General features: G+C 60.3%; 24 protein-coding genes and 5 pseudogenes. 24 read left to right on the top strand and 5 right to left on the bottom strand.

The genetic code is table 11. From position 1 onward, the window contains the following. Window positions 1-35: 35 nt before the first annotated feature. Window positions 36-350, bottom strand: coding sequence for a transposase (locus P6U29_RS34815; RefSeq protein WP_407114724.1), 315 nt, complete (start codon window positions 348-350; stop codon window positions 36-38). A gap of 992 nt (window positions 351-1342) precedes the next feature. Here P6U29_RS34815 and P6U29_RS34810 point away from each other — a divergent pair. The 3 genes from P6U29_RS34810 to P6U29_RS34800 all read left to right on the top strand — a co-directional run bounded on the left by P6U29_RS34810 (window position 1343) and on the right by P6U29_RS34800 (window position 4237). Further along, window positions 1343-1834 carry a hypothetical protein gene (locus P6U29_RS34810; RefSeq protein WP_407114723.1) on the top strand — a complete coding sequence of 164 codons (492 nt, stop codon included), beginning with the start codon at window positions 1343-1345 and terminating at the stop codon, window positions 1832-1834. 951 nt (window positions 1835-2785) lie between these two features. Continuing rightward, entirely contained in the window at window positions 2786-3094 is a 309-nt protein-coding gene (locus tag P6U29_RS34805; RefSeq protein WP_407114722.1) for a hypothetical protein, read from the top strand. A 768-nt stretch (window positions 3095-3862) separates the two neighbouring features. Continuing rightward, complete coding sequence (locus P6U29_RS34800) at window positions 3863-4237, top strand: hypothetical protein (protein WP_407114721.1); 375 nt, start codon at window positions 3863-3865, stop codon at window positions 4235-4237. Window positions 4238-4411: 174 nt separating this feature from the next. Here P6U29_RS34800 and istB read toward each other — a convergent pair whose 3' ends face one another. Continuing rightward, window positions 4412-5155 (bottom strand): IS21-like element helper ATPase IstB, encoded by a 744-nt coding sequence (gene istB / locus P6U29_RS34795; protein WP_407112755.1) that lies wholly within the window; start codon window positions 5153-5155, stop codon window positions 4412-4414. Window positions 5156-5166: 11 nt separating this feature from the next. Next, a complete protein-coding gene (istA, locus tag P6U29_RS34790) occupies window positions 5167-6705 on the bottom strand; it encodes an IS21 family transposase (protein WP_407119246.1) in 1539 nt (512 codons plus the stop codon). Between the two features lie 173 nt (window positions 6706-6878). On the opposite strand from istA, the gene P6U29_RS34785 reads away from it, so the two are divergent. From P6U29_RS34785 to P6U29_RS34760, 6 genes and pseudogenes are all read left to right on the top strand, one after another. Continuing rightward, window positions 6879-7094, top strand: coding sequence for a hypothetical protein (locus tag P6U29_RS34785; protein WP_407114720.1), 216 nt, complete (start codon window positions 6879-6881; stop codon window positions 7092-7094). A 335-nt stretch (window positions 7095-7429) separates the two neighbouring features. Beyond that, window positions 7430-7738, top strand: a complete 309-nt coding sequence (locus P6U29_RS34780; RefSeq protein ID WP_407114719.1) for a zincin-like metallopeptidase domain-containing protein — start codon at window positions 7430-7432, stop codon at window positions 7736-7738. Window positions 7739-8052: 314 nt separating this feature from the next. Further along, a complete protein-coding gene (locus P6U29_RS34775; RefSeq protein ID WP_407114718.1) occupies window positions 8053-8262 on the top strand; it encodes a hypothetical protein in 210 nt (69 codons plus the stop codon). 495 nt (window positions 8263-8757) lie between these two features. Next, window positions 8758-9021 carry a HipA N-terminal domain-containing protein gene (locus P6U29_RS34770; RefSeq protein WP_407119500.1) on the top strand — a complete coding sequence of 88 codons (264 nt, stop codon included), beginning with the start codon at window positions 8758-8760 and terminating at the stop codon, window positions 9019-9021. Window positions 9022-9038: 17 nt separating this feature from the next. Continuing rightward, a pseudogene (locus P6U29_RS34765) lies at window positions 9039-9401 on the top strand (HipA domain-containing protein); the annotation flags it as partial. Between the two features lie 35 nt (window positions 9402-9436). Beyond that, window positions 9437-9907, top strand: a complete 471-nt coding sequence (locus P6U29_RS34760) for a HipA domain-containing protein (RefSeq protein WP_407114717.1) — start codon at window positions 9437-9439, stop codon at window positions 9905-9907. Window positions 9908-10055: 148 nt separating this feature from the next. Here the strand turns inward: P6U29_RS34760 and P6U29_RS34755 are convergent. Beyond that, window positions 10056-10431 (bottom strand): annotated as a pseudogene (locus P6U29_RS34755) (helix-turn-helix domain-containing protein); the annotation flags it as partial. Between the two features lie 361 nt (window positions 10432-10792). Beyond that, the gene (locus tag P6U29_RS34750; protein ID WP_407114716.1) at window positions 10793-11026 is read right to left on the bottom strand and encodes a hypothetical protein; all 234 of its coding nucleotides are present in this window, start codon (window positions 11024-11026) and stop codon (window positions 10793-10795) included. Window positions 11027-12474: 1448 nt separating this feature from the next. On the opposite strand from P6U29_RS34750, the gene P6U29_RS34745 reads away from it, so the two are divergent. The 15 genes and pseudogenes from P6U29_RS34745 to P6U29_RS34675 all read left to right on the top strand — a co-directional run bounded on the left by P6U29_RS34745 (window position 12475) and on the right by P6U29_RS34675 (window position 23953). Then, window positions 12475-12717, top strand: a complete 243-nt coding sequence (locus P6U29_RS34745) for a hypothetical protein (protein ID WP_407114715.1) — start codon at window positions 12475-12477, stop codon at window positions 12715-12717. A gap of 88 nt (window positions 12718-12805) precedes the next feature. After that, window positions 12806-12979: an ATP-binding protein gene (locus P6U29_RS34740; RefSeq protein ID WP_407114714.1), complete on the top strand. Its 174-nt coding sequence runs from the start codon at window positions 12806-12808 to the stop codon at window positions 12977-12979. A gap of 5 nt (window positions 12980-12984) precedes the next feature. Further along, window positions 12985-13974 (top strand): hypothetical protein, encoded by a 990-nt coding sequence (locus P6U29_RS34735; protein ID WP_407114713.1) that lies wholly within the window; start codon window positions 12985-12987, stop codon window positions 13972-13974. 283 nt (window positions 13975-14257) lie between these two features. Next, a pseudogene (locus P6U29_RS34730) lies at window positions 14258-15162 on the top strand (Ku protein). Between the two features lie 1186 nt (window positions 15163-16348). Then, window positions 16349-16588 carry a DUF1236 domain-containing protein gene (locus P6U29_RS34725; protein ID WP_407114712.1) on the top strand — a complete coding sequence of 80 codons (240 nt, stop codon included), beginning with the start codon at window positions 16349-16351 and terminating at the stop codon, window positions 16586-16588. A 91-nt stretch (window positions 16589-16679) separates the two neighbouring features. Next, on the top strand, window positions 16680-17099 hold the full coding sequence (locus tag P6U29_RS34720) for a hypothetical protein (protein WP_407114711.1): 420 nt from the start codon (window positions 16680-16682) through the stop codon (window positions 17097-17099). A gap of 481 nt (window positions 17100-17580) precedes the next feature. After that, complete coding sequence (locus tag P6U29_RS34715; protein WP_407114710.1) at window positions 17581-17928, top strand: hypothetical protein; 348 nt, start codon at window positions 17581-17583, stop codon at window positions 17926-17928. Window positions 17929-18180: 252 nt separating this feature from the next. Further along, complete coding sequence (locus tag P6U29_RS34710; RefSeq protein ID WP_407114709.1) at window positions 18181-18693, top strand: PRC-barrel domain-containing protein; 513 nt, start codon at window positions 18181-18183, stop codon at window positions 18691-18693. Window positions 18694-19424: 731 nt separating this feature from the next. Then, a complete protein-coding gene (locus P6U29_RS34705; RefSeq protein WP_407114708.1) occupies window positions 19425-19574 on the top strand; it encodes a hypothetical protein in 150 nt (49 codons plus the stop codon). Window positions 19575-19583: 9 nt separating this feature from the next. Further along, window positions 19584-20119 (top strand): annotated as a pseudogene (locus P6U29_RS34700) (carbohydrate porin). Then, a pseudogene (locus P6U29_RS34695) lies at window positions 20013-20629 on the top strand (carbohydrate porin). The pseudogenes P6U29_RS34700 and P6U29_RS34695 overlap by 107 nt, the downstream one beginning before the upstream one ends. A 5-nt stretch (window positions 20630-20634) precedes the next feature. Further along, window positions 20635-20793, top strand: a complete 159-nt coding sequence (locus P6U29_RS34690) for a carbohydrate porin (protein WP_407119499.1) — start codon at window positions 20635-20637, stop codon at window positions 20791-20793. Between the two features lie 1925 nt (window positions 20794-22718). Beyond that, window positions 22719-22940 carry a hypothetical protein gene (locus P6U29_RS34685; protein ID WP_407114707.1) on the top strand — a complete coding sequence of 74 codons (222 nt, stop codon included), beginning with the start codon at window positions 22719-22721 and terminating at the stop codon, window positions 22938-22940. 7 nt (window positions 22941-22947) lie between these two features. Beyond that, on the top strand, window positions 22948-23406 hold the full coding sequence (locus P6U29_RS34680) for a hypothetical protein (protein ID WP_407114706.1): 459 nt from the start codon (window positions 22948-22950) through the stop codon (window positions 23404-23406). Between the two features lie 361 nt (window positions 23407-23767). Beyond that, complete coding sequence (locus P6U29_RS34675; protein ID WP_407114705.1) at window positions 23768-23953, top strand: hypothetical protein; 186 nt, start codon at window positions 23768-23770, stop codon at window positions 23951-23953. Window positions 23954-24361: the final 408 nt, after the last annotated feature.

Raw genomic sequence — 24361 nt, 5'->3', positions numbered from 1 at the left:
ATAGGCGTCGCGGTGGTCCTCGATGAAGCGGAAGCTCATATCCGGGTTCCGGCAAAGATCGCGATCGACTTTTTTAAAGTGTCGCGCTCCATGCGTAGCCGTTCGTTCTCCTGGCGCAGCCGGGCGATCTCCGAAGCCTGGTCCGCCGACATCGGCGTCGCCTGCGTGGTGGGGCGCCACGCCGCCGATGCCGGCTCCTTCCGAAGCTTATCCGCCCAGCGCCGCAGCACCGAGTCGCGCAGACCGAGCTCCTTGGCCACAGATGTGACCGAGCGACCGCTCGACACCACCAGCTCAGCGGCCTGGCGCTTGTAGTCCTCCGTGAACGACCGACGTTGACGTTCTTGCATGCGACACCTCCGGGCTCTCTGAGCCTACAGGTGTCCACTCATTCGGAGGAGGTTCAGGCGAGCACGAATGCGGCCTACGTTCTCTCGCCAACGGACGGTTGGAAGGAGAATTCACTCGTGTCCTAAATTAGCAAAACGGTCGCAATTCGTGCGCGCGGTGTGGAAGTCGGCGCTGAAATGCCGGCTTCCTCCAAGCGCGACCTGACACGAGCGCCATCTGCATGACGCGGAGCGTCAATAGCAGCCGGGACAAAGTTCCGTTCGTATTGCCTCACCTGAGGATGTAACAGTCCGCTCGACCGGTGTGCTCCAGCTGTCAGTCTGAGGTTGCAGCATGGTGCGCAGGATCGGCGGCCCTGGGGACGTCGCGGAGTGCCCATTACACGCATTGGCAGCCGCAGTCCCGGGACCAGCGGCACCGCCGCAACCTTTAGCCGTACGCGGGATGATCGTCTCGGCTGCTTTGGGTGTGAGCGATTTCGTTGTTCATCTAATCAGGTGAACAGTTCGCTCCACGGTTGCCGGCCTCTCGTAGGTCGCGCTCTCGTCTGTTCTCGCGCTGGCGAGGCTACGGTTAGCGGCCCGAGCGTAGGCTCGAGGTGTAAGCCAGGACGACTGGTCGAGAGCAGAGATCGAAACGTAGATGTTCGGTGCAAGACTAGGGCTCGCCGCGGTCCACATCGCCTGGACCTCCTAACCAGCTATACCGCCAGGTGAATGCGATGCACGACGCAGACCTGCGCGCCGACTGGGAGGTCAGGCGGAATGAGACTTGGCGCCGGAGATGATCGCATCCGACGTGGCAGATGCGGCCGCGGGTTTGTCTCCCTTCTTTGAGCTTTGTCAGCTTCTCGAAAGCCAGCCTCTTTAACACTCGAACTTGGCCTCTCGATGACGAAGCCGCCCATGTCTGAATTCGTGACGAACTTCAGCTCACTCCCTGGGGGAGATCTTCAAGAGGCCTTTGTTCTCATGATAGAAAGGAGAGCTTTATGGATCCGAACCCGATCGATAATGCCCGTTCACCAGAATCACCAACGGCGCACGTCTGGACACAGGAAGATCATGATTTGTTCAGTCAGATCATGAATGAAGCTGGACCATCATCATCTGCCGCACCTGAGGAAGCGGTAGATGTCTCATTCGCCGCTCCCCAGAGATTTTCACACCGCTCGCAAATCGCCCCTGACTTCATGGTCGAGAGGCTGTTCCACCAGGGTCTCTTGCCGGACTCGGACCAGCCGACGATGACCTATGAAATCCGAGGTCACCGCTACACGGCCGGTTTGGATGGGTCCAATCGCGTTCTTCTTGTTCATAACCCTGCGGAGGACCAAGTGGTTGGGGTCGGCCGGGCGGGGGTACCGGGACTTCGGAGCATTCTTCACGGAGCACCGGCGCTTCGGAACGCCGCTACCACAGCAATGGGCCACACCTGCCCTGATGGACAAGCTGCGCGAAGAAGGTTTCATGCCGACCGCTAATAACCCCACAACAATCCAGCTTAACGGGCAGGCCTACAAAGCCGAATTAGCCGAAGGAGGGTTCGTTAAGCTTACCCGGGTATGAGACGCAACCCGACGTGAAGCGCTCGCCCCGGACTGGAGCCCTGCGGTCGCTTAGGTTGTCCTTACCTGGAGAGACAATTCACCGCTTAGCAGTGGATTGCTCGCGCCGCCAGTGGGTACGCATCATCGGACCCGCTGTCGACCCACGAGATGCACGGTCATCCTGGCCATTTCGTCTGGGTGGTGCCGCACCCGTCATCCGGCTGCAATATTGCCCCCCGTGCTGCCTCACCTGAGGATGTTACTTTCACTTAACCGATGTAGCTCCGGCGGTCGGCTAGTCCGAGATTACACCATGGCGCGCAGGATCGAAGGGACTGGAGACGTCGCGGAATGTCCATTACACGCGGCCAGCCCCGCACCTTTAGCCGTGCACGGGAGGATCGTCTCAGCTGCTTTGCGTCTGAGCGATCCCAACAAGCGCTGCACGATGGTGTGCTGCGGCGGGCCAAACTGTCCGGGGTGTTGCTCAGCGAGGCGGAGACTTGCCAGCGAGGCCAGACGGGGCTCGGTCGCCAACCAGCGCTCGATGTCGGGTGGGATCGCGCAAATTGGGCAGCGAAACCGCTGACCGTGCAATACTCGGGAGCGGCGTAGCCAGTGCCTGTGCGAGCCTACATAGTCTTGGCAGACGCGGAGGTATTCTCAAGGAGATGCCAGCAAAGGTCGCGTAGCTGCAACGATCGTCGCAAGTGGCGCAGTCGCTTTGCGTAGCAGTCAGATTGGGCGAGGTTATCGGATCGGAATCCTGTTAATTGGCACTACCAGATCTGGGCGTCTTGCGAGCAGTACCTTTATCGTAGGATCACAGCAGATTGCATGCACATAGACGTGTGCAACTAGCTTCGAAACGCGGAAAAGAACGTGATGGCGAACATCAATCTCACCTCCCCATCTATTGCAGGTGCACGCGGCGAACAGCGAGCCATCACCAACCAAAAAGTCTTTAAATGGAGAGCGCTGGCCCCGAGACGTCGGGGTTTCCAGATAATGCGAGGAATGAAGCCGATGGCGCGGATGGTCGTAGCAATAAGGCCCGCGCTCGCCCTGTACGATCTCGACCGGTGCTGCGCAATCTGGTGGCTCTATCGTCTCCATTTCGGATTCACCGGCGACGTGATGTTGGGGCTCGCCGCGGTCACGGTTGCTCAGGAGAGATCCCGCTGCGGAATTTAGGAATCGTGGCGTCGAGCGCCTTCCATACAGGCTCGGCCACCGAACCTGCCGCAGGTTACGCCTTTGGCTGGCGGACAAAGGCGTTGCCCAACGCAATCGCCTCAAGTCTCTCCCAGCCAACAGGCCGCAAATCAATGGAGTACCGGCGGCCTGCGCCGGGGCACTGATGGTGCCGGCCAACGCGATCAGCAGGCAGCGAAGATCGGACTTGTGCTCGCACTTCACACCTAAAATCGAAACTGTCGACGGATGATGCTGCCCATAGCCGAGTTGTGAGCGACCGAATGGTGGCGTAAGCGATCGTGGAGGATTTACGTACTGCGACGATAAGCAAGGCGGCCGCTGCGCAACATGCTCCCCTTACTAAGAACCCGATTGTCAGGTTTGAGACCGACTCCAGAAGACGACACTTACATCAGGTTGAAAGCGCCTGGAGAACCTCCAATTTTCAAGCGGCACGCTGCTTGCACCATCGAAAGCCAGCGGACGCAATTCCCGCATGCCCGCTCTTTGAAGCCGAGTATGCATCTTCCGAATGCTTCCACTCACCTAGCAAGACGTCCGAGTCCGGCTGACTAACTTCGAGGACAACTCCCATGAAAAATTCGTTGTTTCTCGCAGCGTCGCGATCCATGGGCTGTTTGATGTCCGCGGGGCTGTCCCAGGCGCTAGCGCCTGCGACCGGGGCTGAGGATCCTTTTCTTTAGCTTGAGATCGAAGGGTCGCGCGCATTAGCTTGGGCTCACGCCGAGAACGACAAGACACTCGGTGCGCTCCAATCCGATCCACGTTACCAGCGCTTCTACGGGCAAGCGCTCCACGTTCTTCAGGCCAAGGACCGGGTTCCGTACGTTTTCGTTGGGACGGCGCGGTCTCAATAATTTCTGGCAGGACGAGGACCAGGTGCGTGGCGTCTTGCGGCGTACCACGCTTGAAAGCTATCGAACCCAAAGCCCACGGTGGGAGACCATCCTCGACATGGATGCTCTCGCGGACCCGGAAAAGAAGAACTGGTTTCTTGAAGGGGTGAGCTGCCTTCCGCCCGAAGAGCGCCTGTGTGCTGATTCCGATGATCTCGCCCGGGTGTACCGATTTGATCTCGCCCAGGATTCCGAGATGATCTCGCCCACCATTCCGATTTGATGTCGCCCGGGGCGCGAGGCGTTCTGGCTGTCTGGTTTCTGGCATCGGCGAAGCCGCGTGGTCAATCTTGAATCGCGGCTCGACGGGTTGGTTTTTCTGTTGCTCCTGCTGTGGGCATGTGGGCGACGCTCTTGCGTTGTCCAAGCGTAGCGGCATGTCCACAGCGCCACAGGCTCAAGCCTTTCGGTCGGGTTTGCGGGTTCGCCGCATGCTTTCGCCGTTGAGATCGATCCGGTGGGCGTTATGGACCAGGCGGTCGAGGACGGCGTCGGCGTAGGTGGGATCGCCGATCAGCGCGTGCCATTGATCGACCGGGAGCTGGCTGGTGACGATGGTGGAGCGGCGGCCGTAGCGGTCCTCGAGGATCTCCAGGAGGTCGTGGCGGGCGGCGGCGTCGAGCGGCTCGAGGCCCCAGTCGTCGAAGATGAGGAGATCGACGCGGCCAAGCGCGCGCAGCAGGCGGGAGTGGCGGCCGTCGCCGCGCGCCAAAGCGAGATCGGTGAACAGCCGCGGGACGCGCTGGTAGAGCACGGAGCGATTGTCACGGCAGGCCTTGTTGCCGAGCGCTGAGGCGAGCCAGCTCTTACCGACGCCGGAGGGCCCGCAGATCAGCAGGTTAGCGTGGTCATCGATCCAGCGGCCTTCGACCAGCTTCGTCAGCAGGCTGCGGTCGAGGCCGCGTGGAGTGCGGTAGTCGATGTCTTCGACGCAGGCCTCCTGGCGCAGCTTGGCGTATTGCAGCCGCTTCGACAGCCGCTTGTCGCGTCGTAATGACGCTTCGCGTTCGAGCAGCAGCGCAAGCCATTCGGCGTGGCCGAGGCTTGCGGCCTCGCCGCCGGCTTCGATGTCGGCGAAGGCCTTGGCCATGCCATGCAGGCCGAGCGCGTAGAGTTGATCGAGGGTCGGATGCGTGAGCAAGATGTGATCTCCTAATTGTAGTAGCGCGGCCCGCGGATGTTGGGATGAAGGATCGGCGCGTCGTCCGCGGAGCGCTTGGGTGAAGGACGCCGATCGAGATTGTTGGCAAGGATCGATTTGACCGAGCCGTACGTGCGCGCGCCAATATCGATCGCCCGCATGGCGGCGGCATCGAGCCGCTCGTGCCCGTAGGATCGGGCGAGCCGGATGATGCCGAGACAGGCGCGGAAGCCCTGTTCCGGATGCGCCCGCTCGTCGAGGATCAGGTCGCACAGCGCCGCGGTGGCCGGCCCGATCGAGGCGGCGTCCTTACGGATGCGCTCGATGGTCCAGCCAGCGTAGCGCCGATGACTGGAGGCCATATGCTCCGGCACGGTCGTGTGCTTGTGGTTGCCGCTCATGCGCTGATGCGCGGCGATCCGCTCACCCTTGTGGAAGATCTCGACGGTGCGAGCCGTGAAGCGCACCTCCACCTCGGCGCGGACGAAGCGATGCGGAACGCTGTAATAATGCGCCTCGACCTCGACGTGATAATCGATGCTGACCCGGCAGATCCGCCACTCGGCGAACTCGTAAGGGTTCTCCGGCAGGGCCTTCAGCGCTGGCCGGTCGATCTCCTCCAGCAGCTTGCGGCGGGTGACACCGAGCCGCCTAATCGGTCGCTCCTCGTTGAGCCGGATCATCAACTCGGCGATCGCCGCGTTGACGTCGGCGAGGCTGTGGAAGGTGCGGTGGCGCAGCCGCCCGAGCAGCCAGCGTTCGACCATCAGGACCGCCTGCTCGACCTTGGCCTTGTCCCGCGGCCGTCGCGGCCTGGCCGGCAGAATGGCGGTGCCGTAATGCGCCGCCATGTCGGCATAGCTGCGATTGATCCTGGGATCGTAGAGACAGGCTTTGATCACAGCGACTTTGGTGTTGTCCGGCACCAGCAGCGCCGGTACGCCGCCGATCGCCTCGAAGGCGCCGACGTGGCCGCTGATCCAATCGGCGAGCCCCTGCGTCCAGGTCGCCTGCGCGTAGGTGAAGCTCGATGCGCCGAGCACCGCGACGAAAATCTGCGCACTGCGCCGCTCGCCGGTGCGCCGGTCGATCACCACCGGGACGCCGTCGCCGGCATAGTCAACGAACAGCTTGTCGCCGGCCGCATGCGACTGGCGCATCGTCACCGACAGCCGGCCTTCCCAGGCGCGGTAGAGCTCGCAGAAACGCGAATAGCGATACCCGCCGGGCTCGCCCGCGATGTACTCCTCCCACAGGATCGACAGCGTCACGTGCTTGCGCCGGAGCTCGCGGTGCACCGCCGCCCAGTCCGGCTCGGCCTGCCGGCGATGGCCCCGCCGGGTGCCGGGACCGGCTCCCGCGCTGGCGAACAGCCGGGCTTCCAGCACAGCGTCGGTGATGGCGTCGGGCAATGGCCAGGTCAGCCCCGCCGCCTCGAACCGGTGGATCGTCAACCGCACCGTCGAAGGGGCTGTCCCCACCCGCCGCGCAATCTCGCGGGTCGGCATCCCGGCCGACTTCAATCTGATCACATCGCGCACATGGCGCATCGCAAACCTCTCCGTCGGCATCCAGGTCCCCCTTCGCAAAGCCGAAAGGCGGACCGTATCGGAGCCAGAAGAGGCCTCGTCACCCCGGGCGACATCATCCCGGAATGGTGGGCGAGATCATCTCGGAATGGCGGGCGAGATCAAATCGGAACGGTGGGCGAGATCATTCCGGAATGGTGGGCGACATCGAGCGGAATCAGCACCTGTGCTTGCTCAACCTTTCAGAGGGCGGAAAAGACGCTGTGTTCGTTCGGGAGTTCGACGCAGTCGCCAAAACCTTCGTCACGAACGGCTTCGAACTTCCCGAGGGAGAACACCTCGTGCGCTTCCGCGAGCGACTGAGCGCGCTTGAGCTCCTTCACAACGAAGGGATAGCGCCTTTCTCATGAAGTCGTGACAGAACAGCACTGAGAGCATGTCTGCGTGGTTGCAGGAATTTCCGTGGCAGATTGAGCCGGTATTGATAGCCCACACGTACCATTGACCGACTGCGCAAAGGCCCGTCAGCTTGCGGTAAGCTATCACAGATACAGAGCCCTTTGGGGTTAACGGGATGTGGCAGGGACAGCGCTATTGCTCCAGACCGATCGCGCCGAGTCACCTTTCCGCTAGTCTCAACGGCAGTGCGGATGTGGTAGGGACTAGTTGGCCTGGTTTCAGCCCCCGGGTCGGTTAGCACCGGGCCACGCCCGCACTGTTTTACATCTCCTCCGACCGGATCGCGGTGGCTATCTCGACAAGCTTCGCAGGTACTCCGGCGAAGGTGGGTACACCACCTGAAAAGGTGAGGGGCACGTACTTCCATTTCGCCGCGACGCGCGCAATGAGTCGCGTTGGACACTACCGCAAGCCCTTCGGCGATGAAGGCTATGCCATGGAAGAGTTGGTCCCAGAGCCTGGCGCGGCCTGCCTGTCCGCTGATCTCGGCCTGACACCGGAGGTGAAGGGAGGGTCACGCCTCCTATATCCCTCTTGGATCAAGGTGCTGAAGAACGACAAAGGCGCGATCTTCACGACCTCGTCCAATGCCTAGCGGGCGGCGGACTTTCTGTATCGGTTTCAGGCCATTAATTCCGCCGCGGCCTGAGCCGCGGCGCGCCTTGTTCTCCCTGAGAACCGGCCTCGCAAGTAAGGGGCGACCTTGAGTATCGGAGTAGTTGTGCGCCTTGTCCACAGGTCAGGGTTGTGGGCTCTGCTTGGCCGGTACAGGTGAATCCCCGAAGCAGTGGGTTGCAGCCACGCATCGTGCGGGGAGGGGCAGCATGGCTCGTAGCGTCATCATCTTCTCAGACCGGCAAAAGCGGTAAAGAAGCCCCGCAAGTATTGAGCGGCCGGAAGGAAATACTCATGCCGATTGATCCGCACGCACATGAGCGCGCGCGGCTCATGACCGGCGAGGAGCCGCCATTCGGTGTCACATCCGAGCACGGAGACATTGAACAGGCTAGGAACTTGCCGCCGCGCGGAGCGGGCATTGCTTGGGTAATGCCGGGTTATCTTATTTATGTCTCTGAAAAAGTTAATACTTCCCGGGCCGCCAATGTCGACGATCGATGACATCCTGGAATGTTGGCGAACGGCGACATTCTCCTCTGTCAGCCAACGGCGACATAGAGTAATGTAAGCGATCGCTGACATTTGGAGTTGCCATGCTTATCCGTACAGCTGCCGACCTCGGCGCCGTCATTCGCGACAGACGCAAACGCCTCAAACTGGACCAGTCGACACTGGCCAAGCGGATTGGCCGTTAGCCGTCAATGGGTGATTGACGTCGAGCACGGTCATCCCCGCGCAGAGCTGGCCCTTGTCCTCCGTGCTCTCGACGTTCTCGGGATCCCGGTGGACGCCAACAGTGGAGCGCCCACCAGCCGCGGGTCTACCTCCGCAGTTGATATCAACGCCATCGTCACCAAAGCCAAGAAAGGCAAGACATAATGGCCGAGCTCATTGACTCTTGGATGGCACCGAAGCCGGTCGCGTCCGCAGTGACGCACGCGGCCGGCTGACTTTGTCTATGAGAATGCATGGCGCAACGCGGAGGGGGCCTATCCCCTGTCGCTATCGATGCCGCTTGCCGCGGAGGAGCACGGTCCAGCCACCGTTCAGGCCTTCTTGTGGGGGCTGCTTCCTGACAACGAGCAGGTGCTCGAGCGCTGGGCCAAGAAATTTCAGGTATCGGCGCGCAACGTGTTTGCCCTCATCTCTAACGTCGGCGAGGATTGCGCCGGGGCCGTCCAGTTCGTCACGCCTGATCGATTGGAGGCTCTGAAAACAGGCAAAGACGACAAGATCGAATTGCTGGATAGCCGGCAATAGCAAACCGGCTTCGAGTTTTGCGCGAAAATCACGCTGCCTGGCGTCTGCCCCGCGACACGGGTCAATTCAGTCTTGCAGGCGCCCAGCCGAAAACCGCGCTTGTCCTCAAAGACAACAAATGGGGCATTCCGTCCGGGCGCATACCGACCACCCACATTTTGAAACCACCGACGGGGCATTTCGATGGCCACGCCGAGAATGAGCATATCTGCCTGCAGCTCGCACGCGAGCTCGGGCTGCCAGCCGCTGAAACCAAGGTGATGCGCTTCGAACAGGAAATCGCGATCGTGGTTGAACGCTACGATCGGCAGGTCAGCGGGAACGACCAGGAAGATATCTGCCAGGCCATGGGCATCCTGCCGACCAAGAAATACAGAACGAGGGCGGACCAACGCCTGCCGATGTTGTCGAGCTCTTGCGTACCTACTCGACAGACCGCGAGGCTGACCTTGAGACGTTCGTCAGCGCTTTGGGCTTCAATTGGCTCATTGGAGGCTCTGATGCTCACGCCAAGAACTATTCATTGCTTCTGGCGAGCGGTCCTCTCGTGCGTCTCGCCCTCCTTTACGACATCGCCAGCATTCTTCCTTACGACCATGTCGATCAGCGCAAGATCAAACTCGCGATGGAAGTCGGGGGTGAATACAAGCTCGATCAAATTGGCTTGCGCCAGTGGCAAAAATTTGCGCGCGAGACGCGTGTTGATGCGGACGTGCCCATCGGTACCCTGATCTCCATGGCCCGGCAGATCCCCGACCTGGTGGCGGACATTCGCACGCGCGCGCAAAAGGAGGGATTGGAGAACGCTGTCATCGAGCGATTCGCAACGGCTTTTGGTACGCGAGCCAAGTGTTGCGAACACGCTCTGAAAGGGGATCTAGGATAAGGATCATCCATCAGTTGAAGGGAGTCGAGCGCAAGCACGAGCTCATTCATTCCGATATTGGCGCGCTCGCCGAACGGCTGCCCGATAAGCCGTTGCTGCGCCGCCTCATGCTCGTCCGAGTTACGGTTTGCATGCACTCGGCCGGCGCTCAACTTTGCAGGTCGAAATTAGCAAGCGCTGCCCGGTCTAGAATCATGATCTCGCGTTGAGTATTGCCGATGAAATCAAGAACGCCATCACTATGCAATTGCGACACTGCGCGTGAGACGGTCTCGATGGTCAAGCAAGTAGTGCGCGATGTCTCGGCGAGACATTGGCAGTGACATAACATCAGTAGCCATGAGCCGCACATCCATTTCATGCAAGAAAGCGGCAACGCGCTCCAGAGCAGTCTTACGTCCAAGCAGCACCATTTGGTTCTCCGCGTGCTGCAATTTAGTCGTGGTCATGCTGAGCAAGGTGCGCCTGACAACTGCATCAGTGTGGGCGATCGCATCAAGAGTGTGCCTCTTGATCAGGCGAACGTGCGGGAGCTTCAGCGAAGGTCGCGCTGGGCGTACGTCAGGCGCATCGGCATCGCGTTCTCTTCAAACTGAGGAAAACATGCCACAGCTTCGAACAGACATCCGGCTGTAGCGAATCTCTCAGCTTCTTCTTCCATCATCGCGGCGCTCTGCTCTGGGTTAAGGGCGCCATAGAATAATTTCAGGCTGATCGCCTGCCTCTTTGGGCCCATGCCTATTGTGAGGCAGAGACTTATGGTGGCCGCCTCGCAACGTAACGGAAGGAATCGAATTAGAGGCTTTCACCCGTTCTGTCGACGTAAGATAATCGGGACTTCGGCCCGCGCTTTCCCAACTGCAAGCGCGTCGAGATCAGATATATTCACTCGACCTCGTGGTATTCGGCCCGGTCGAAATCCGAGCCGAACAGCGCTGCTGCGGCGTCGTAGAGCGCGACGGTATTGACGGTTGACTGCATGGCGTACCAGGCCCGCAATGCCTCGATCGCCGATGCATGGGCTAGCAACTGTCGCGAAGGGGTTTGGCAATCGAGCACCTCCAGCTTGGGCGCCTCCCGCTTCGTGCCGCTCTCGAGGATATTCCGATCGATTGTCATCTCTCTGCCTTCGCGGTCCTAGTTGGTCCGCCAGACTCTATGCGCTCGGTCCCAGCCTGCCAGTCTGCGCTGTGTTGACGGATCATTTCGCGATGGGACCGTTTGATGGAGGCGCGCTCGACGCAAAAACCGGCGGTGACTGAAGCGGCTACTGCTAGGCCGCAGGCGAGGTAGTCATCCAGCAAACTCCAAAATATGTTACTGCCGGCGACGACGACAAAAGTGAGTGCCATGACGGTATTTCGAAGTGCTTTAACCATGCTTGTTCCCCCCAAGCCGATCGGCGAGAGATGTTAACATTGCAGCCAGGACGTTCCGCGGCGTTTGAGGGGCATGATCCGTTGAATTTCTGCCTGATCAGCTTGTGGTCGCGCGGCTAGACGGCACTCAGCGGTGCGCCAGTTCGCGCCAGGAGATCCTTCGCCGGCTTTAACTGCACGATGCTCCATGTAGCCGCAGACCAGACGAACGACTGGAAAGAACTGGTGGCCGACACGGAATGTGATCGCCCGGCACGAGGTCTGTCGGGCCGAAGCAGCATCAGCTGCTCAGAGCAATCCACTGCAATTGCTGTGGGGCAGTGGCCTTCAGCGGCTGCGACGTTGGCCGTGGCTTGATAAGACTCGTGGGAGGACCGGTTGCTCCGACGACATGTTAGGAGAGCCGCATGGTATGAGAGAACGTCAATGACAAAGCCTCCGGAGGGGGCGGAATTGAACACGCTAATCTGATGAAATCCTGCAATGTGAGGCTGCTGACCAAGCGATCATAGCGCGTGAATCGCGCTAACATCGTGAGAGCGATGATGTTTTCGTCCGGCGCATAGCAATGATGCGAGGGCGAACGCAACCCGGGCGTCCAAAGTTCCCTTGAGTCATCAAGGCCGGTGATGATGCGCGAGCAACGAATCCCATTCCGAATTTTATATGACGGCGAGTGCTTCATCTGCTCTCGAACTGTGACTGGCATCAGAAAGTTGCGTCAGACGATTGCTGTCCCTGGGTTTGGCGTCGAGGTGGACTTGGCCGTTTATAGTGAAAACAACGCTCATCCAATCTCGAGCATGGAGAACGCGGCGATCCTTATCGCTATCCAGATGGTCGCGCGGGCCAGCCATGCTCGTGTTGCGCGGCGCCGCGCCGCCCCAGGCGCATAGTTGTCTTTGCTATGCTCGGAAAGTTCCATCGTTTGCCCCGCTGCGCCCCCAGCCGATGGCCGCATTTGACAACATGACGACGCAAGGGTGCTTGGAGGCCGGCTCGGACGACCAATGCGGTCGCTTGGAATTCATTCTATACGAAACGTACAAAGGACGTGCTGTGCGAGGTTGATAACGCGCTAACCGTGTCGAAGTGAGCGCCGAATCTCTTGGCGCGAACCGTGAAAAAACCAAATGTGCTTGCGGTTCCGAGATGAGATGATGGAAGACGATGTGCTGAGGGACTATAGTGGCCAACAATGAAATTCCTTTTGGGATCGATGACAACGATACCGTTGATCAAAACATCTCGGCGCTCGCGGCCGCGCTGAAACGAATCGACGATCCGCTAGCGGACGTTCTGTCAGGGGCACTTGCAAAGCTCAGCCTGGAAATCGCCGTGGATCAGGAGGCGCTCCTCGATGCGTTGTACGCAGCGACTGCGCCGGTGCAACCGCATCAGACCTCCCCTGAGGAAAGCTCTGCCCAATGAGCGGCTGGTATCTTCAGAAGGTTTCAATCGAAGGCTTTCGCGGCATTAACAATGAGGGTGCTCCCCTCGTTGTCAAGCTCAAGCCGGATTGCTCAACTCCATCTCCGCGCCGAACGGCGTCGGGAAAACGTCGATTTTCGATGCGGTGGTCTATGCGATTACCGGTCGCATTCCCAAGCTCGACGAGCTGCCGGTAGCCGAAAAAGGCTCGTCCTACTACCTCAACCGCTTCCATGCGGGTGGTGTTGGAACGATCACCTGACCCTTGTGCCCGCCGGCGGCGGCGCCGAGGTCGATGTGACGGTCCGGCGCGATGCGGCCGGCGGGCGAACCGTAGCGGCAACTACGGGGGCAGACGGAAATGCGATTCTGGCCGACCTCAATCGCGAGTTCGTCCTTCTCGATGGAAAAACATTTCAGAACTTTATCGATCTAGCGCCCCAGAAGCGCGGCCGATCGTTTGCCGGGCTGCTCGGCCTGAAGCGGTATTCGGCACTGCGACAGGGGTCCTCGCAGACAAATACGAGAGCATTCAACAATCACTTTGGCGTCGCCACCAAGGAAGCCAAGCAGAACACTGCGACTGTCTCCCTCCAGCGAGCGCAGGCCAACATAAGGGAGGCCTTCACTGCGCTTGTCGGTGACGAGTACGATCCGGCAGAAGCCGAAACATCTGTGCTTGCGAAGGCGCATTCCGCTCTCAGTAGCATCGAACTGCTCAAGCCCCTCTGTGAGGGGCGGACGCTCGAGGAGATCGACCCCACGAGTTGCGTCGATGCAGCGAAGGCCGCGGAAGGAGGTGAGGCGAGAGCAGAGCTAGCAAAAATCTTGCGGGACGAGGCGAGATGGTTGGAGGCAGTGAAAGCCGCGCCGAGCGAAGAGGATGCCAAGCGCCTCGTGGAGCTGGCCGATGCTCGTGATACCGCCTTAAAGCTTACTCAAGGCGATCTTTTCCGCCAGCTCTACGGCCTCAGCGAAATCATCATCGCGGAAGACGGTTGGGTGGATAAATGTGTCTGCCCGACATGTGATCGATCTGGTGCCGGTTCGCTACTCGACCATGTTCGCGACATGGAGGGCAACATCCTGTTCAAGTGTTCGCGCACCGGCATGAACGTCCAGCACCGGCTCGATGATGATCGGCCCGACGCGCCGTCTGAAAAAACCGCTCGTACCCGTGCGGTGTCCGGCCTGCATGGCGCTGCACTTCGTCAACAGCACGACGGGCAAGCTCCTCGGAGAACGCAGCAGTGGTGAGCCCGATCGAGGTCAGCGCTCCGCCCGACTCGTACATCCACGATCGCACAAGGACTTGCAAGTTCGTCGGCGGCGCACCAATTCGTTTATAGGTGCCAAACGCGAGGGTGCGATGTCGACCCGTGGCAAAGCTGCTTGCGCGCAAGCGGGCGCTCCTGGAGCGGCTTGAGAGCGATCCCGGACCGAGCGAACGCGAGGAAATCGAACGGCTGCTCGCGTAGATCGACACCGCGCTCAGCCTGCTCGAGCCCGGAAATGCTGCGCCGAGCGAAGAGTGGCAGCCCTGAACGGAGTTCCGCGTAAACGGCCCCCGCGCGCCAATTGGAAAGGTTTTTTGCGTCTGTCCCTGGTCACCTGTCTCTCTACCCGGCGACGTTGGAGAGCGAAAAGCTCCTTCAATCAGCTCAACCGGCAGACTGGGCATCAGATCAAATATCTGAAGGTGGATGCCGACACGGGCGATGAGGTTCCTAACGGGGATATCGTCAAGGGTTACGAGTTCCAGAAGGGCCAATATATCGAGATGACGAAGCACGAGCCTGAGGAGATCGCGTTCGAGTCCACGCGCACCATCGAGATTGATGAGTTCGTCGGCAGGGCGGATATCGATCCTCGCTATCTGATCCGCCCGTACTACCTGCGGCCTACGGAAAGGTCGGTCATGATGGCTTTGCGGTGATCAGGGAGACCATCTGTGAGATGGACAAGGTTGCGATCGGGCGGGTCGTGTTGACCAATCGTGAGCACATCATCGCGCTCGAGCCGCTGGACAAAGGCCTTGTCGGCGCGCTGCTGGATATCCTTATGAGGTGCGTAGCGAGCAGGAGTATTTCGACGAAATCCAGGATGTAAAGGTTACCAAAGATATGCTCGACCTGGCCAGGCACATCGTTAATCAAAAGGCTGGGGCGTTCGAGCCGAGAAGTTCGAGGACCACTACAAAGCTGCATTGATCAACAAGAAGCGAGCCGGGAAGCCGGTCACGCCGAAGGCGCGTCCAGCAGCGACCAACGTGGAGGCCGCTCCGGCGAAGGTGGCAAGCCTGCCAAGAAGCCGCGGAAGGCAGCGGCTGACCAAAAGAAGATGCTGATGCCGATCACCGGCAACAAGCCGGCGAAGGCCGCGGCGAAGAAGCCGCCGGCAGGAACGCGCCGGAAACAGCGTAACTTACGGCCTTCCGGAATATAGGAACCAGGAGGAAGGAGGCCGAGTTGCTCTGTCCTCGACCAGCGGAGAACGCTCATGGACATGAGGGAAGCCTCGGCAATGACGGAAGCCTCGGGACTGATCAATGAGCAGGGCGGTGTCGAGCAGAATTCAGCCCAGAGGTCGGGCTCCAGGCCAGAGACGAGAGGAAGCGCTCACGCGCAGCATTTGCCTTCAGCTGATTCCGCTGTGCACTGGGTGAACCAGTTGCGGGAGGTGACCACCAAAGCGCCCTTGCGATCGCTCTTTGTTGCGTTTCTACTCGGGGCCTGGTTCGCACGCCGGCGATAGAAATTGCGAGCTTGTGCGCGCTTCGTGGCGAGGAAGGTCCAGACATTGCGAAACTTGCTGGGCGCCGGAAGGAGAGAGAGAAATGAATCGTTTAGGGATCGCGGTGACCATCCTGCTGGGCGCCACCTCGTGTCCCTGGCGCAAAGCTCCGGAGGCAGCTCAGACGGTTCGTCATCACTGGCGGCGCGAGTGCTACTGGTTCCGCCGGCGTAGCTGGCGCGACGCTGTCGAACGGGACGACGCTCAGCGGAACAGGCGGTTCGCCCGGCCCCAACACCTACAATGCCAAGAGTCACGGAACGACAGGTGAGAAATTCGGCGCAAGGACTCCTGATCAGGACGGCGGTGGACCTCGACCGACGGACAACACGCCAGCCGCAAACGCGCCCATCCAGCAACTTGGAAATACCAACACCGGCATCTTGAAGGAGTGACGTCCATCGAAGCGATGTCCCCGAATGCACCGATGAGAGCAGTTGGAAGTAGAGCGACCCCGCGACCCCACTCAATGAATGCCGATTACCGTGTACCGCTCGCCTGACGAGACAAGCCGCGATTTTCCGGTCGCGTCCGGGATGCGCTTTTCGCACCGGAAAGCCATTGACGAGATCGGCCGGGCCGATTGCAGAAGGTTGTGCCCGAGCCGGTGATGGCAGGCGGCCGTTAATTCCGGACGAACTCGGGACAAAGAGGAAGCTCTCCTGCCGTGCTCCTGGAACGATTGTCGCAATTCCGGGGTTCACGCAGCGCCGCATTCAGCGGCAAGGAGATGCTCATGAAGAAGCTGTGCTGCTGTCCGCGGCCGCCGTGCTGATCCCGACGGGCGCGATGGCCCAGTCCACGGTTCGTCACGACCACCGGCGCCGGCCACGCCGCCGTGCAGATCGAGCCGGAATACCGGACCAAGATCGGTAGCTATGTAACCGAGCACAAGATCCGCCCGGTGCAGACCCGTGAGAAGATCGTCGTCGGCCAGCCAGTGCCGCGCGACGTCGAGCTCGAGGCGGTCCCTGCCGAGTGGGGTCCCTCGCTCACGAAGTATCGGTACGTCTACGCCGGTGATCGCGTAATGCTGGTCGATCCGTCGACGCGCACCGTGGTGCAAGAGCTGGACTAAGTCCGCCAGGCGGGCCGCCCGAGGGAGCGGCCCTCTTCTTCGACATCCGGCACCGCCGAAACACAACTCATTGATTTGCGAGCGGGGTCTCATGCCGATCATCCGTTACTTCGTATTTGTGGGCGGGGTTCTGCTCGCGCTGCTCTTCGCGGCGGACTGCTACCTGCCGGCACCTCTTGAGAGTGCGGGCACTACCGATCCCGACAGGACGACGATGCGGATCCGGTCGGCGAGGAGCCTTCCGGAGAAGATCGTCTTCGACAGGAGTCCGCGCACGCTCGTTCCGAAGACGGCGCAGGCAGATCCAATTCCGGAAGAACCGCAGCAATCGGCTCGCCAGGCGATGGCCTCCATGCCTGCAGCACCACCTCTCGAAGCCAAGAAAGAGCATCCTGCGCGAAAACGCGCGGAAGCTTGTCCACAGGCAAAGAGTTCGGCGAAATTGGCGAGAAGGCCGGCCGAACCACGGCTCGCTTTTGATCGGCAGGGCTTCTTCACCGGCGGATGGTAGTGACCTAGAATATGCGGTGCCGACCGTCGCCGCCGCCATGCAATCTTCTTCATGGGACAGCTCGGCGCCAGGGCGGCGTCATTAGAAAACTGTCGAGCTTGGAACAAACGTTTCGACCGAAGATGGGTTCAATCCGCGTGCGGTGCGGCGACTTCGGAGCTTGCCGAGCTGGACTTCGAGTGTACACTTGGCGAGATATAGGACGCTTAACATTGTTGAGGCACCCGTGAGATTGCCTTACGATAATTGTTCTTGTGGGGGTCTCCCATGTTCGATCCGGCAACCGCTGTTTTGCGGGCCGTTCTCGACGAGGTCTGCGACGACTTTTCGCGCTATGAGACCGGCGCACGTACCCGCGTGGCTTCAAAGGATTTTGGAAGCAGCGACGAATGGCGACACGTCGCCCGAGAGGCGGAACGAGATCGGCCGCAGGCCCTTCACGACGCGCCGACGATATGGCGATAGGGGAGGGAGCGGGGGCGTGAACTTCCAGGTCACCGTGCTCAAGATCCTGGTGAGCTATCACGACGGCTTCGCCGTCATGGCGGACCTCAAGCGCGACATGGCGTTTCTTGCGACGAGTGGACGGGACTGGGCCGAGCGGACCAAGCGCCTGGCCGCGCGCGTGCCTGATCTCAACATCTTTTCGCAAGGACTGGTCGAGCGCCTGAACGGGGGGTGGCGGATCACAGAGAAGGGCCGCACGGTGCTCGATTTCATGGAGGCCAGGTCTTCCGAGCCGCGGACGGGACGTGAGGCTCCCGTCGAACAAGTGTCATCCGCAGAATCTGCGCCTCGACTTTGCGCTTCCGCCAGGGCTAGCCGCTAACGCCTGCAGCGCCGCCCAGCGGCACGTGCACGGCCTCCCGCGAAGGCGTCCTGATCCTCTAGCCGCTACTCCGGCTTACCTCCGGGTAAGAGATTCCCGTCAGACTTGTGACCAGCGTCGGGAGTGGACGCTTGAGCGCAGCGCGATTAAAGCCTTGGCGGCACCATTCTGAGAGTGCGGGAACGAGTGGCAATCGCGGGCGTTGGGCCCGGCATCTGAACGGGTGCTGGCTCACGTTGGAGGAGATCATCGATGAAAAGCATTCTTACCGTCGCTCTGCTTGGCACTGCCGTGATCGGCGGCGCTGCGTTCGCCCAATCCACTCAGCCGGCTGATCGCGCCGCGCCCGCGGCCACCGCCCAGCCGACTGACGCCAATATGGCCCTCAAGGGCAGTTGGCGCGCCTCGAAGCTCATCGGCCTGAACATCTACAATGAGGCGAACGAGAAGCTCGGGGATATCAATGAGCTGCTCGTCGATAAGAGCGGCAAGATCGATGCCGCGGTGATCGGCGTCGGCGGCTTCCTCGGCATGGGCGAGCACGACATTGCCGTCTCGATGGACAAGCTGAAGTTCGTTGAAGACCCGGTTCGGACCAGTTCGACTAGCACCTCGACCACCTCGCGCGACACAACCACCGGCGCGGCTTCGACGAACACGACGAACCGCAAAGCGAACGATTGGGTCCCCGACCATGCAGTCATGAGTGCCAACAGGGAGCAATTGAAGGCACTCCCGCAGTTCAAATACTCGGATTACAATTAGGACGACGAGAGCTCACGGAAAATGGGCCCCCTGTGGGCCCTTCTTTCAACCCGGAGAAGGCGGTCACCGCAGCATCAATTCAAAATTTGCCCGCCGGTTGCGGGCGAGCCTTTCATCCGAACTACTACGCTCAGTGCATGTGAATTAACCAATAGCCGACGCCGCCAACAACGAGCACGGCGGGAACGGCCCCTCAAACCAGGACAGGCATCTTCTCCTTGCTGTTAGACGTCTTCGCGAGGCCGGCTTAGCCTGCAATAGCCGTTTACTGTTCGGTGCAGACCTTATGGTCTTCACGGCGGACTCGGCTTCCGTCATGGTCTTAGAGCCGAGAACGTCCTGGTGGTTGTCGTTGGCTTCGTACCGACGACGGGTGGTTGCGTTGCCAACGATGTAGAACTCGGCGGCGCTGGCCGTCTGGCGCGACGGCAAAGGCGGCGAGAGCACGGCAGACGATCAGCCTTCATCTAGTTTTCTCCATTTCTGGTCCCAATCAGTCGAACGATCGTCGAGCCAAGTTCCGTTGTTCCCGGGCTGCTGTGATTGCCAAACCACGGCTTCGTGTTCGCGCTGCCGCAATCACGGGCTTGCACCTTCCGCATTCACGCATCGAAGCGGAACAGGCAATCGTGCGCACTCTTGAGTTTGCCGCTCGACCGTGTCCCAATGCGCCCGTGTTGCGGAGGCCCCGGTATGCAGTTCGATTGAGCATGTCCGTTAGATGCTTGGCAGTGGCGGTATTAGTCGCGGAGCTTCTCGCAGGCTCCCACGCTTTCGCGCAGGGGGACAAGAAGACCGACGAAGATAAGCCTGCCGATCCGGACACCGGCGAGAGCACCGTCGAGGAGAAGACCCTTGGGCTTCTGCCGAACCCATTCTAAAAATACGGGATCAAGTTCGCCGCGACCTACATCGGCGAGACGCTCGGAAACGTCTCCGGCGGACTGAAGCAGCGAGCGATTTACGAAGGCCGGCTGAACCTCGCGATCGATGTCGACCTGCAGAAGCTCGCGAGCATCGACAAGCTAACCTTCCACGCCAATATGTTCCAGATTCACGGCGAGGGACTGTCGCGCAACTATTCGACAACCTTTTCGTCGTCAGCGGCATTGAAGCGTTGCCGTCGACGCGTCTTTACGAAGCCTACTTCGAAAAGCAGTGGGGCGACAAAAAGGTCTCTCTGAAGTTTGGGCAACTCGCCGCCGACAGCGAGTTCTTCAACACGAGATACACCGATGTCTTCACCAACGCCTCGATGGGATGGCCGGCGATCACATCGCTCGACCTGCCCAGCGGCGGTCCATCGCCACTTGGCGGCAATGGGCACCCGGCTGCTGGTCAACATTACGCATCAGCTATCCGTCCTTGCAGGCATCTTCGACGCCAATCACGCAGGTCCAGGCCCAGGCGACCCGCAAGAACGTAACCGATATGGCGTCAACTTCCGGATCAACGATCCACCTCTCCTGCTCGGCCAAATCCAGTACGCCTGGAATAACAGGAAGGGCGATCCCAATCTGGCGGGCCAGATCAAGTTCGGCGGATGGCGTCACTTCGGCCATTCTCCGATCTCCAACTCGCCAGCAGCGGCGTTTCGCTTGCGGCGCCGACCAGCAGTGGCACTCCGCTCATGTTGGCAGGCGACGTCGGCGCATGGGCAGTGTTCGAGCAGCAGATCTATCGCGTGCCCAGAAGCGATGACCGCGGAATTGGCGTGTTCGCTCGCGTCTCCGGCGCTCTCGCCAACCGCAACCTGATCGATCTCTACGCCGACGCCGGCCTCGAATTCATCGGCCTCAGCGACAAACGGCCGGACGACAAGTTCGGCGTCGCGGCCGCCTATGCGCACGTCTCGAAACGAGCTCAGGCGCTCTATGCCGACTATCGTACACTTGTCAGTCCGTCCTGGCCGGTGCGCAGCTTCGAAGGCCTTTGACGGCGGTGTATCAGTACCAGCTGAGAGACGGCTGGACGCTCCAGCCCAACTTCCAATATGTCATCCGCCCCGGCGGCGGAGCGACGGATCCGGCAGGGCCGATGCCGGGCAAGGCGCTCAAGAACTCAGCAGTCTTCGGCCTGCGTACGACCCTAAAATTCTAGGGGCGACGTCCGACGGAACTCGCCACGGCCTCGCGAAGCTCACCTGGCACTGCGAAGGCGTCACCGAGCTGAACGCCAGTCGAGGTTCAGGTGGTTGGCTCGCCGTCCTCACCGATCGCGCGCGACCTCTCCTCCGCTCAGCTGAGCCAAGACGGGACGCGGGCCTGCGCATTCGTGGAAGCCGTTTCGGTCATTTGGGCCAACACTTCGGACGTCCGATCCTGAGTGATCTCGGAGCGCCGCCGCGACGGTCAAACGTGGATACGCGCCCTTCTGTCGACACGATCATCGTCGTGTCGACGGCTGTGAAGCACGTTGAAGTCGCTGATCACAGCCTCGCCGTCGATCACAAAGCGCTTCTGCCGGTTCTTCAGCGCCGCCTCAGCAATCCAGCGATAGCGCTTCGTCCGGTCGGTGCCGTTACGAGAGAGCGGTGGTTGTCCTGCCGGATGACCAGCATTCGCTAGCCGTCGTGCTCTACTTCGTGGATCCACTCGGGCCGCGAGGGGACTTGCTTAGCGGCAATAGCCAAGCAAAGCTCGTACGCCATACGCGTCTGCCGAAGATAAGATTTCCCGCTGGTTTTACGAGTCGGGAACAAGTGGCAACTTGGCGAATTGGCTCTTTGCTCCGGTGTCCCCAAGACCCCCCAGAAGCCGGAGCAGACCCCAACGGCCTCAGCTGCTGCCCAGCTGGGGCCGCCCTTTTGTAAGGCCGTCCCGGGTCACACTGGCCGGGCCACTGTCATTTCGCAGAGGGCGGCTTCTCCGCAGGAGAAGAAGTAAGCAAACGTAGCACTTGTTCAGCTCGTTCTTGGGTCAAATTGGCCGCCCAGCCTGTCCCGAGCAGTGCTGGGCCCCTGCGTTCCCGGTCGTACACCATCCAACCTTTTCTTCCCATGCGAATGAAGAATCGGCTCGGTATTCCGTCAGTCAATGAAGCATGCTCCCATTTACCGCCTAGCAGGCAGAGCATTCAGCTTTGAAGTTCATTAACGTATGTAAATCGGGTCGGGAGAAAGTGGCGATGCCCGAACTTTCCTTACAGCCGCCCAGTGGGGCTTAGTGGGAAATTGGCCCCAGCTCCGGGACAATGGACGGTGGAGCTGAAGCCAAGTGGAGCTGAGGCCAATCGGGGTCGCCCTTGGGGAAGGGCATCGGGAAAATTCGCACTGGTCCAAGGTTCCGATTGTGGGGGGCGCCCAGTGGGTTCGCCTCTCCTCATGTAGGACGGCCAGCGGATGCAAATTGCAGTGGTCTGCCAGTTTCAAATCCGGCCTGACGTCAGCTCCGCGACTGCCACAACTCTCACAGACAAAGCGCGGCTCAATATCGGACAACCGGACATCGTCCGGCCACCGATCAGTCTCCAAAGTTATGTGGTGGCCGCAGTGGCAGTAGACCAGGATGCTGCACAAGCCCATCCCGCGCATCTCACCAAATGTGATCTTGAGGAGCCGGCCGTCGTGCGTAGGCGTGTGGCGTCGAGCGGAGCGAGGCATGCGCCATCAAAGCGGCATAGTTAGTACCCTGCAAATTATCGATTGCAAGCGTCTCAAGAGGGCGGCAGCTGATGTCTCCGGTGGGTGTGGACGTTCACGGGAAATGCTGATTGGCAGATTCCAGGCTTGAGAGGTGAACAAGAGCTATCGACCTAATGCTGCAAGACACCCGAGCGCCGAGAAATGAGAACAGCCGTTCGCTTGAGAACCACTCCGCCAAGCTGCCGCCAAATCGCAGATTCCGACATTCAAACCGAGCAGTACCCGGGCGTCGGGAGGATCGTTCGACGCGCGCTGATCAGGCGGATACAGTGTCCTGCGCGGATGATGCAGCGCGATGGAAAGTCTCACGGGTGTGTTAGCGAAGTTAGGAACTGGGGCTCGGCTTCCACATTCCTTCTGAGGTGCAATCGGGAGCCTCAGCATGGCAGTGCAAATCGTGATGGATCACAGCGGCGACAGCCGGCACTTCTTCGACAACTCCAATGCAGATGCCTTGGCAGAAGCGGAGAGGCTTTTTCTGAAATTTACCGGCAAAGGATACACCGCTGCGGTGCGGAGCGGGCCGGGTCAGGTAATCAGGATCACCACGTTCGATCCGACCGCTGAAGAAACATTGTTCTTCCCGCGGCTTGTTGGCGGGTGATCACCAAGTGAAGAGAAAGTTTGGTCGGGTGGGCAGGTGGCCCCTTCGAAGCCTGGCTGTTGGTAGGCTTTATCAAGCAGCTAAGGACGAAAGAACGATTCAGACTCGTGCGCTGCGACTGCTGCGTTCTTGGCTTTCGCCACAGCAAAGGACCGAGTTCGATAGGAAGGGCCATTTCGACGTCGTAGGATGCGATACCGGGAAGCGGTACCGCATCCAGCGGGGAACGTCCGCTAACGTCCACGAGATCGACGAATACGGGCGGCTCGGAACCGGGTGGTGCTTCATCCCGCTGGGTGGCTTAGTCGAGGGTGACGTCATGCTCGCGCAGAAAATAGCTCTGGAAACGGACGAGGAGCGCGCCCTGAGCGTCGCGAACAGCTTCCCGGGGCCGGTGCGGTGCCGGCTGCCCGGTCGTCGTCCCTCAGAGGAGAGAAATTCGCGCGTACGCCTTTATCCGAGCTAGAGCCCGCTCGAGAGGACGAAATCGATGACTATGAAAAGCGCCAAGGCTCGCCCGAACGCTGCTTGCCCGCTCACTCCTGACGATTTCGCTGACCGCTTGCAAAATCACGGAAAGCGTCAGGCCGTCGCCCGAGTTCGCTCCCTCACGAATCCACGCTCGTGTTTGACGAAGTGCCCGCCGAAGACTGGCCCCGGCATGGACGCGCGTGTTGCTTGGAAGCTCGAAGAGCAGGCTCGCAAGAAAGCCAACAAGCGCCTCCGTATCTCACGCAAAAACGTGCGCATCAAAGCATCGGCCCGAGTCAAATGATCGCTATGGAAGAACGCGCAGCACTCACGTTGTTGGGCTCGTTGGCTCGGCGGTGGGCTATGTCATTCGTAACGCCATCGCGCACACGAAGAACGAGGCGTCGGCAAAGGCCGGGGAGGCCATTGCCAATGAGGCGAAGGCCGTAGCGGTCGAAGCCGAACGCCTGGCTGCCGCACCGAGCGCGAGCTTTCTCAGTTTCGCGAAAAGGTCGCGCAGGAATACGCGACCATTCATCTGATCGAGCGTCTCGAAGAGAGGTTGGTGCGTGCGCTCGACCGGATCGCCGAGCGCTTCGACAAGCTTCTGACTCAGAACGATAGTCGTCGGCTGTGAATAGTGCTTGTCGTTCCTGAGCGTTAGCGGCTATGTGCATCGCGCGAACCGCTCAGGAACGAGCGATTGCAAGAAGTAAAGAAGCCGTGTTGTGCGCCCCAGGGTGAGCTGTAAGAGCGCGAGAAGCGGAAAGCCATCCTTATCGGCACGTCTTATCGGATAGCCTTAAGCCAATCCGCGGTTTATTCAGAAGAGACTCACTTTGAGCCGCACTTCGGGCCGCCTTGCAGTCCTCATGAGATGCAAATGCATTTTTCGAGCGGGCCGTCCCATAAGCGAATCTCAAGAAAGCGCCCTCGAAGATCCTTTGTGA

Origin of the sequence: Bradyrhizobium sp. LMG 9283, from assembly GCF_045571415.1 — a bacterium.
Lineage (GTDB): Bacteria > Pseudomonadota > Alphaproteobacteria > Rhizobiales > Xanthobacteraceae > Bradyrhizobium.
This window is presented reverse-complemented; position numbering and strand designations above follow the sequence as displayed.

Coding starts and splice junctions, on each gene's coding strand:
- P6U29_RS34810 (WP_407114723.1), top strand. CDS start 1,343: ATGGATCCGAACCCGATCGATAATGCCCGTTCACCAGAATCACCAACG.
- P6U29_RS34815 (WP_407114724.1), bottom strand. CDS start 350: ATGCAAGAACGTCAACGTCGGTCGTTCACGGAGGACTACAAGCGCCAG.
- P6U29_RS34685 (WP_407114707.1), top strand. CDS start 22,719: ATGGCAGTGCAAATCGTGATGGATCACAGCGGCGACAGCCGGCACTTC.
- P6U29_RS34785 (WP_407114720.1), top strand. CDS start 6,879: ATGGTGGGCGACATCGAGCGGAATCAGCACCTGTGCTTGCTCAACCTT.
- istA (WP_407119246.1), bottom strand. CDS start 6,705: ATGCGCCATGTGCGCGATGTGATCAGATTGAAGTCGGCCGGGATGCCG.
- P6U29_RS34710 (WP_407114709.1), top strand. CDS start 18,181: ATGAAAAGCATTCTTACCGTCGCTCTGCTTGGCACTGCCGTGATCGGC.
- P6U29_RS34775 (WP_407114718.1), top strand. CDS start 8,053: ATGCCGATTGATCCGCACGCACATGAGCGCGCGCGGCTCATGACCGGC.
- P6U29_RS34720 (WP_407114711.1), top strand. CDS start 16,680: ATGCCGATCATCCGTTACTTCGTATTTGTGGGCGGGGTTCTGCTCGCG.
- P6U29_RS34750 (WP_407114716.1), bottom strand. CDS start 11,026: ATGACAATCGATCGGAATATCCTCGAGAGCGGCACGAAGCGGGAGGCG.
- P6U29_RS34805 (WP_407114722.1), top strand. CDS start 2,786: ATGGCGAACATCAATCTCACCTCCCCATCTATTGCAGGTGCACGCGGC.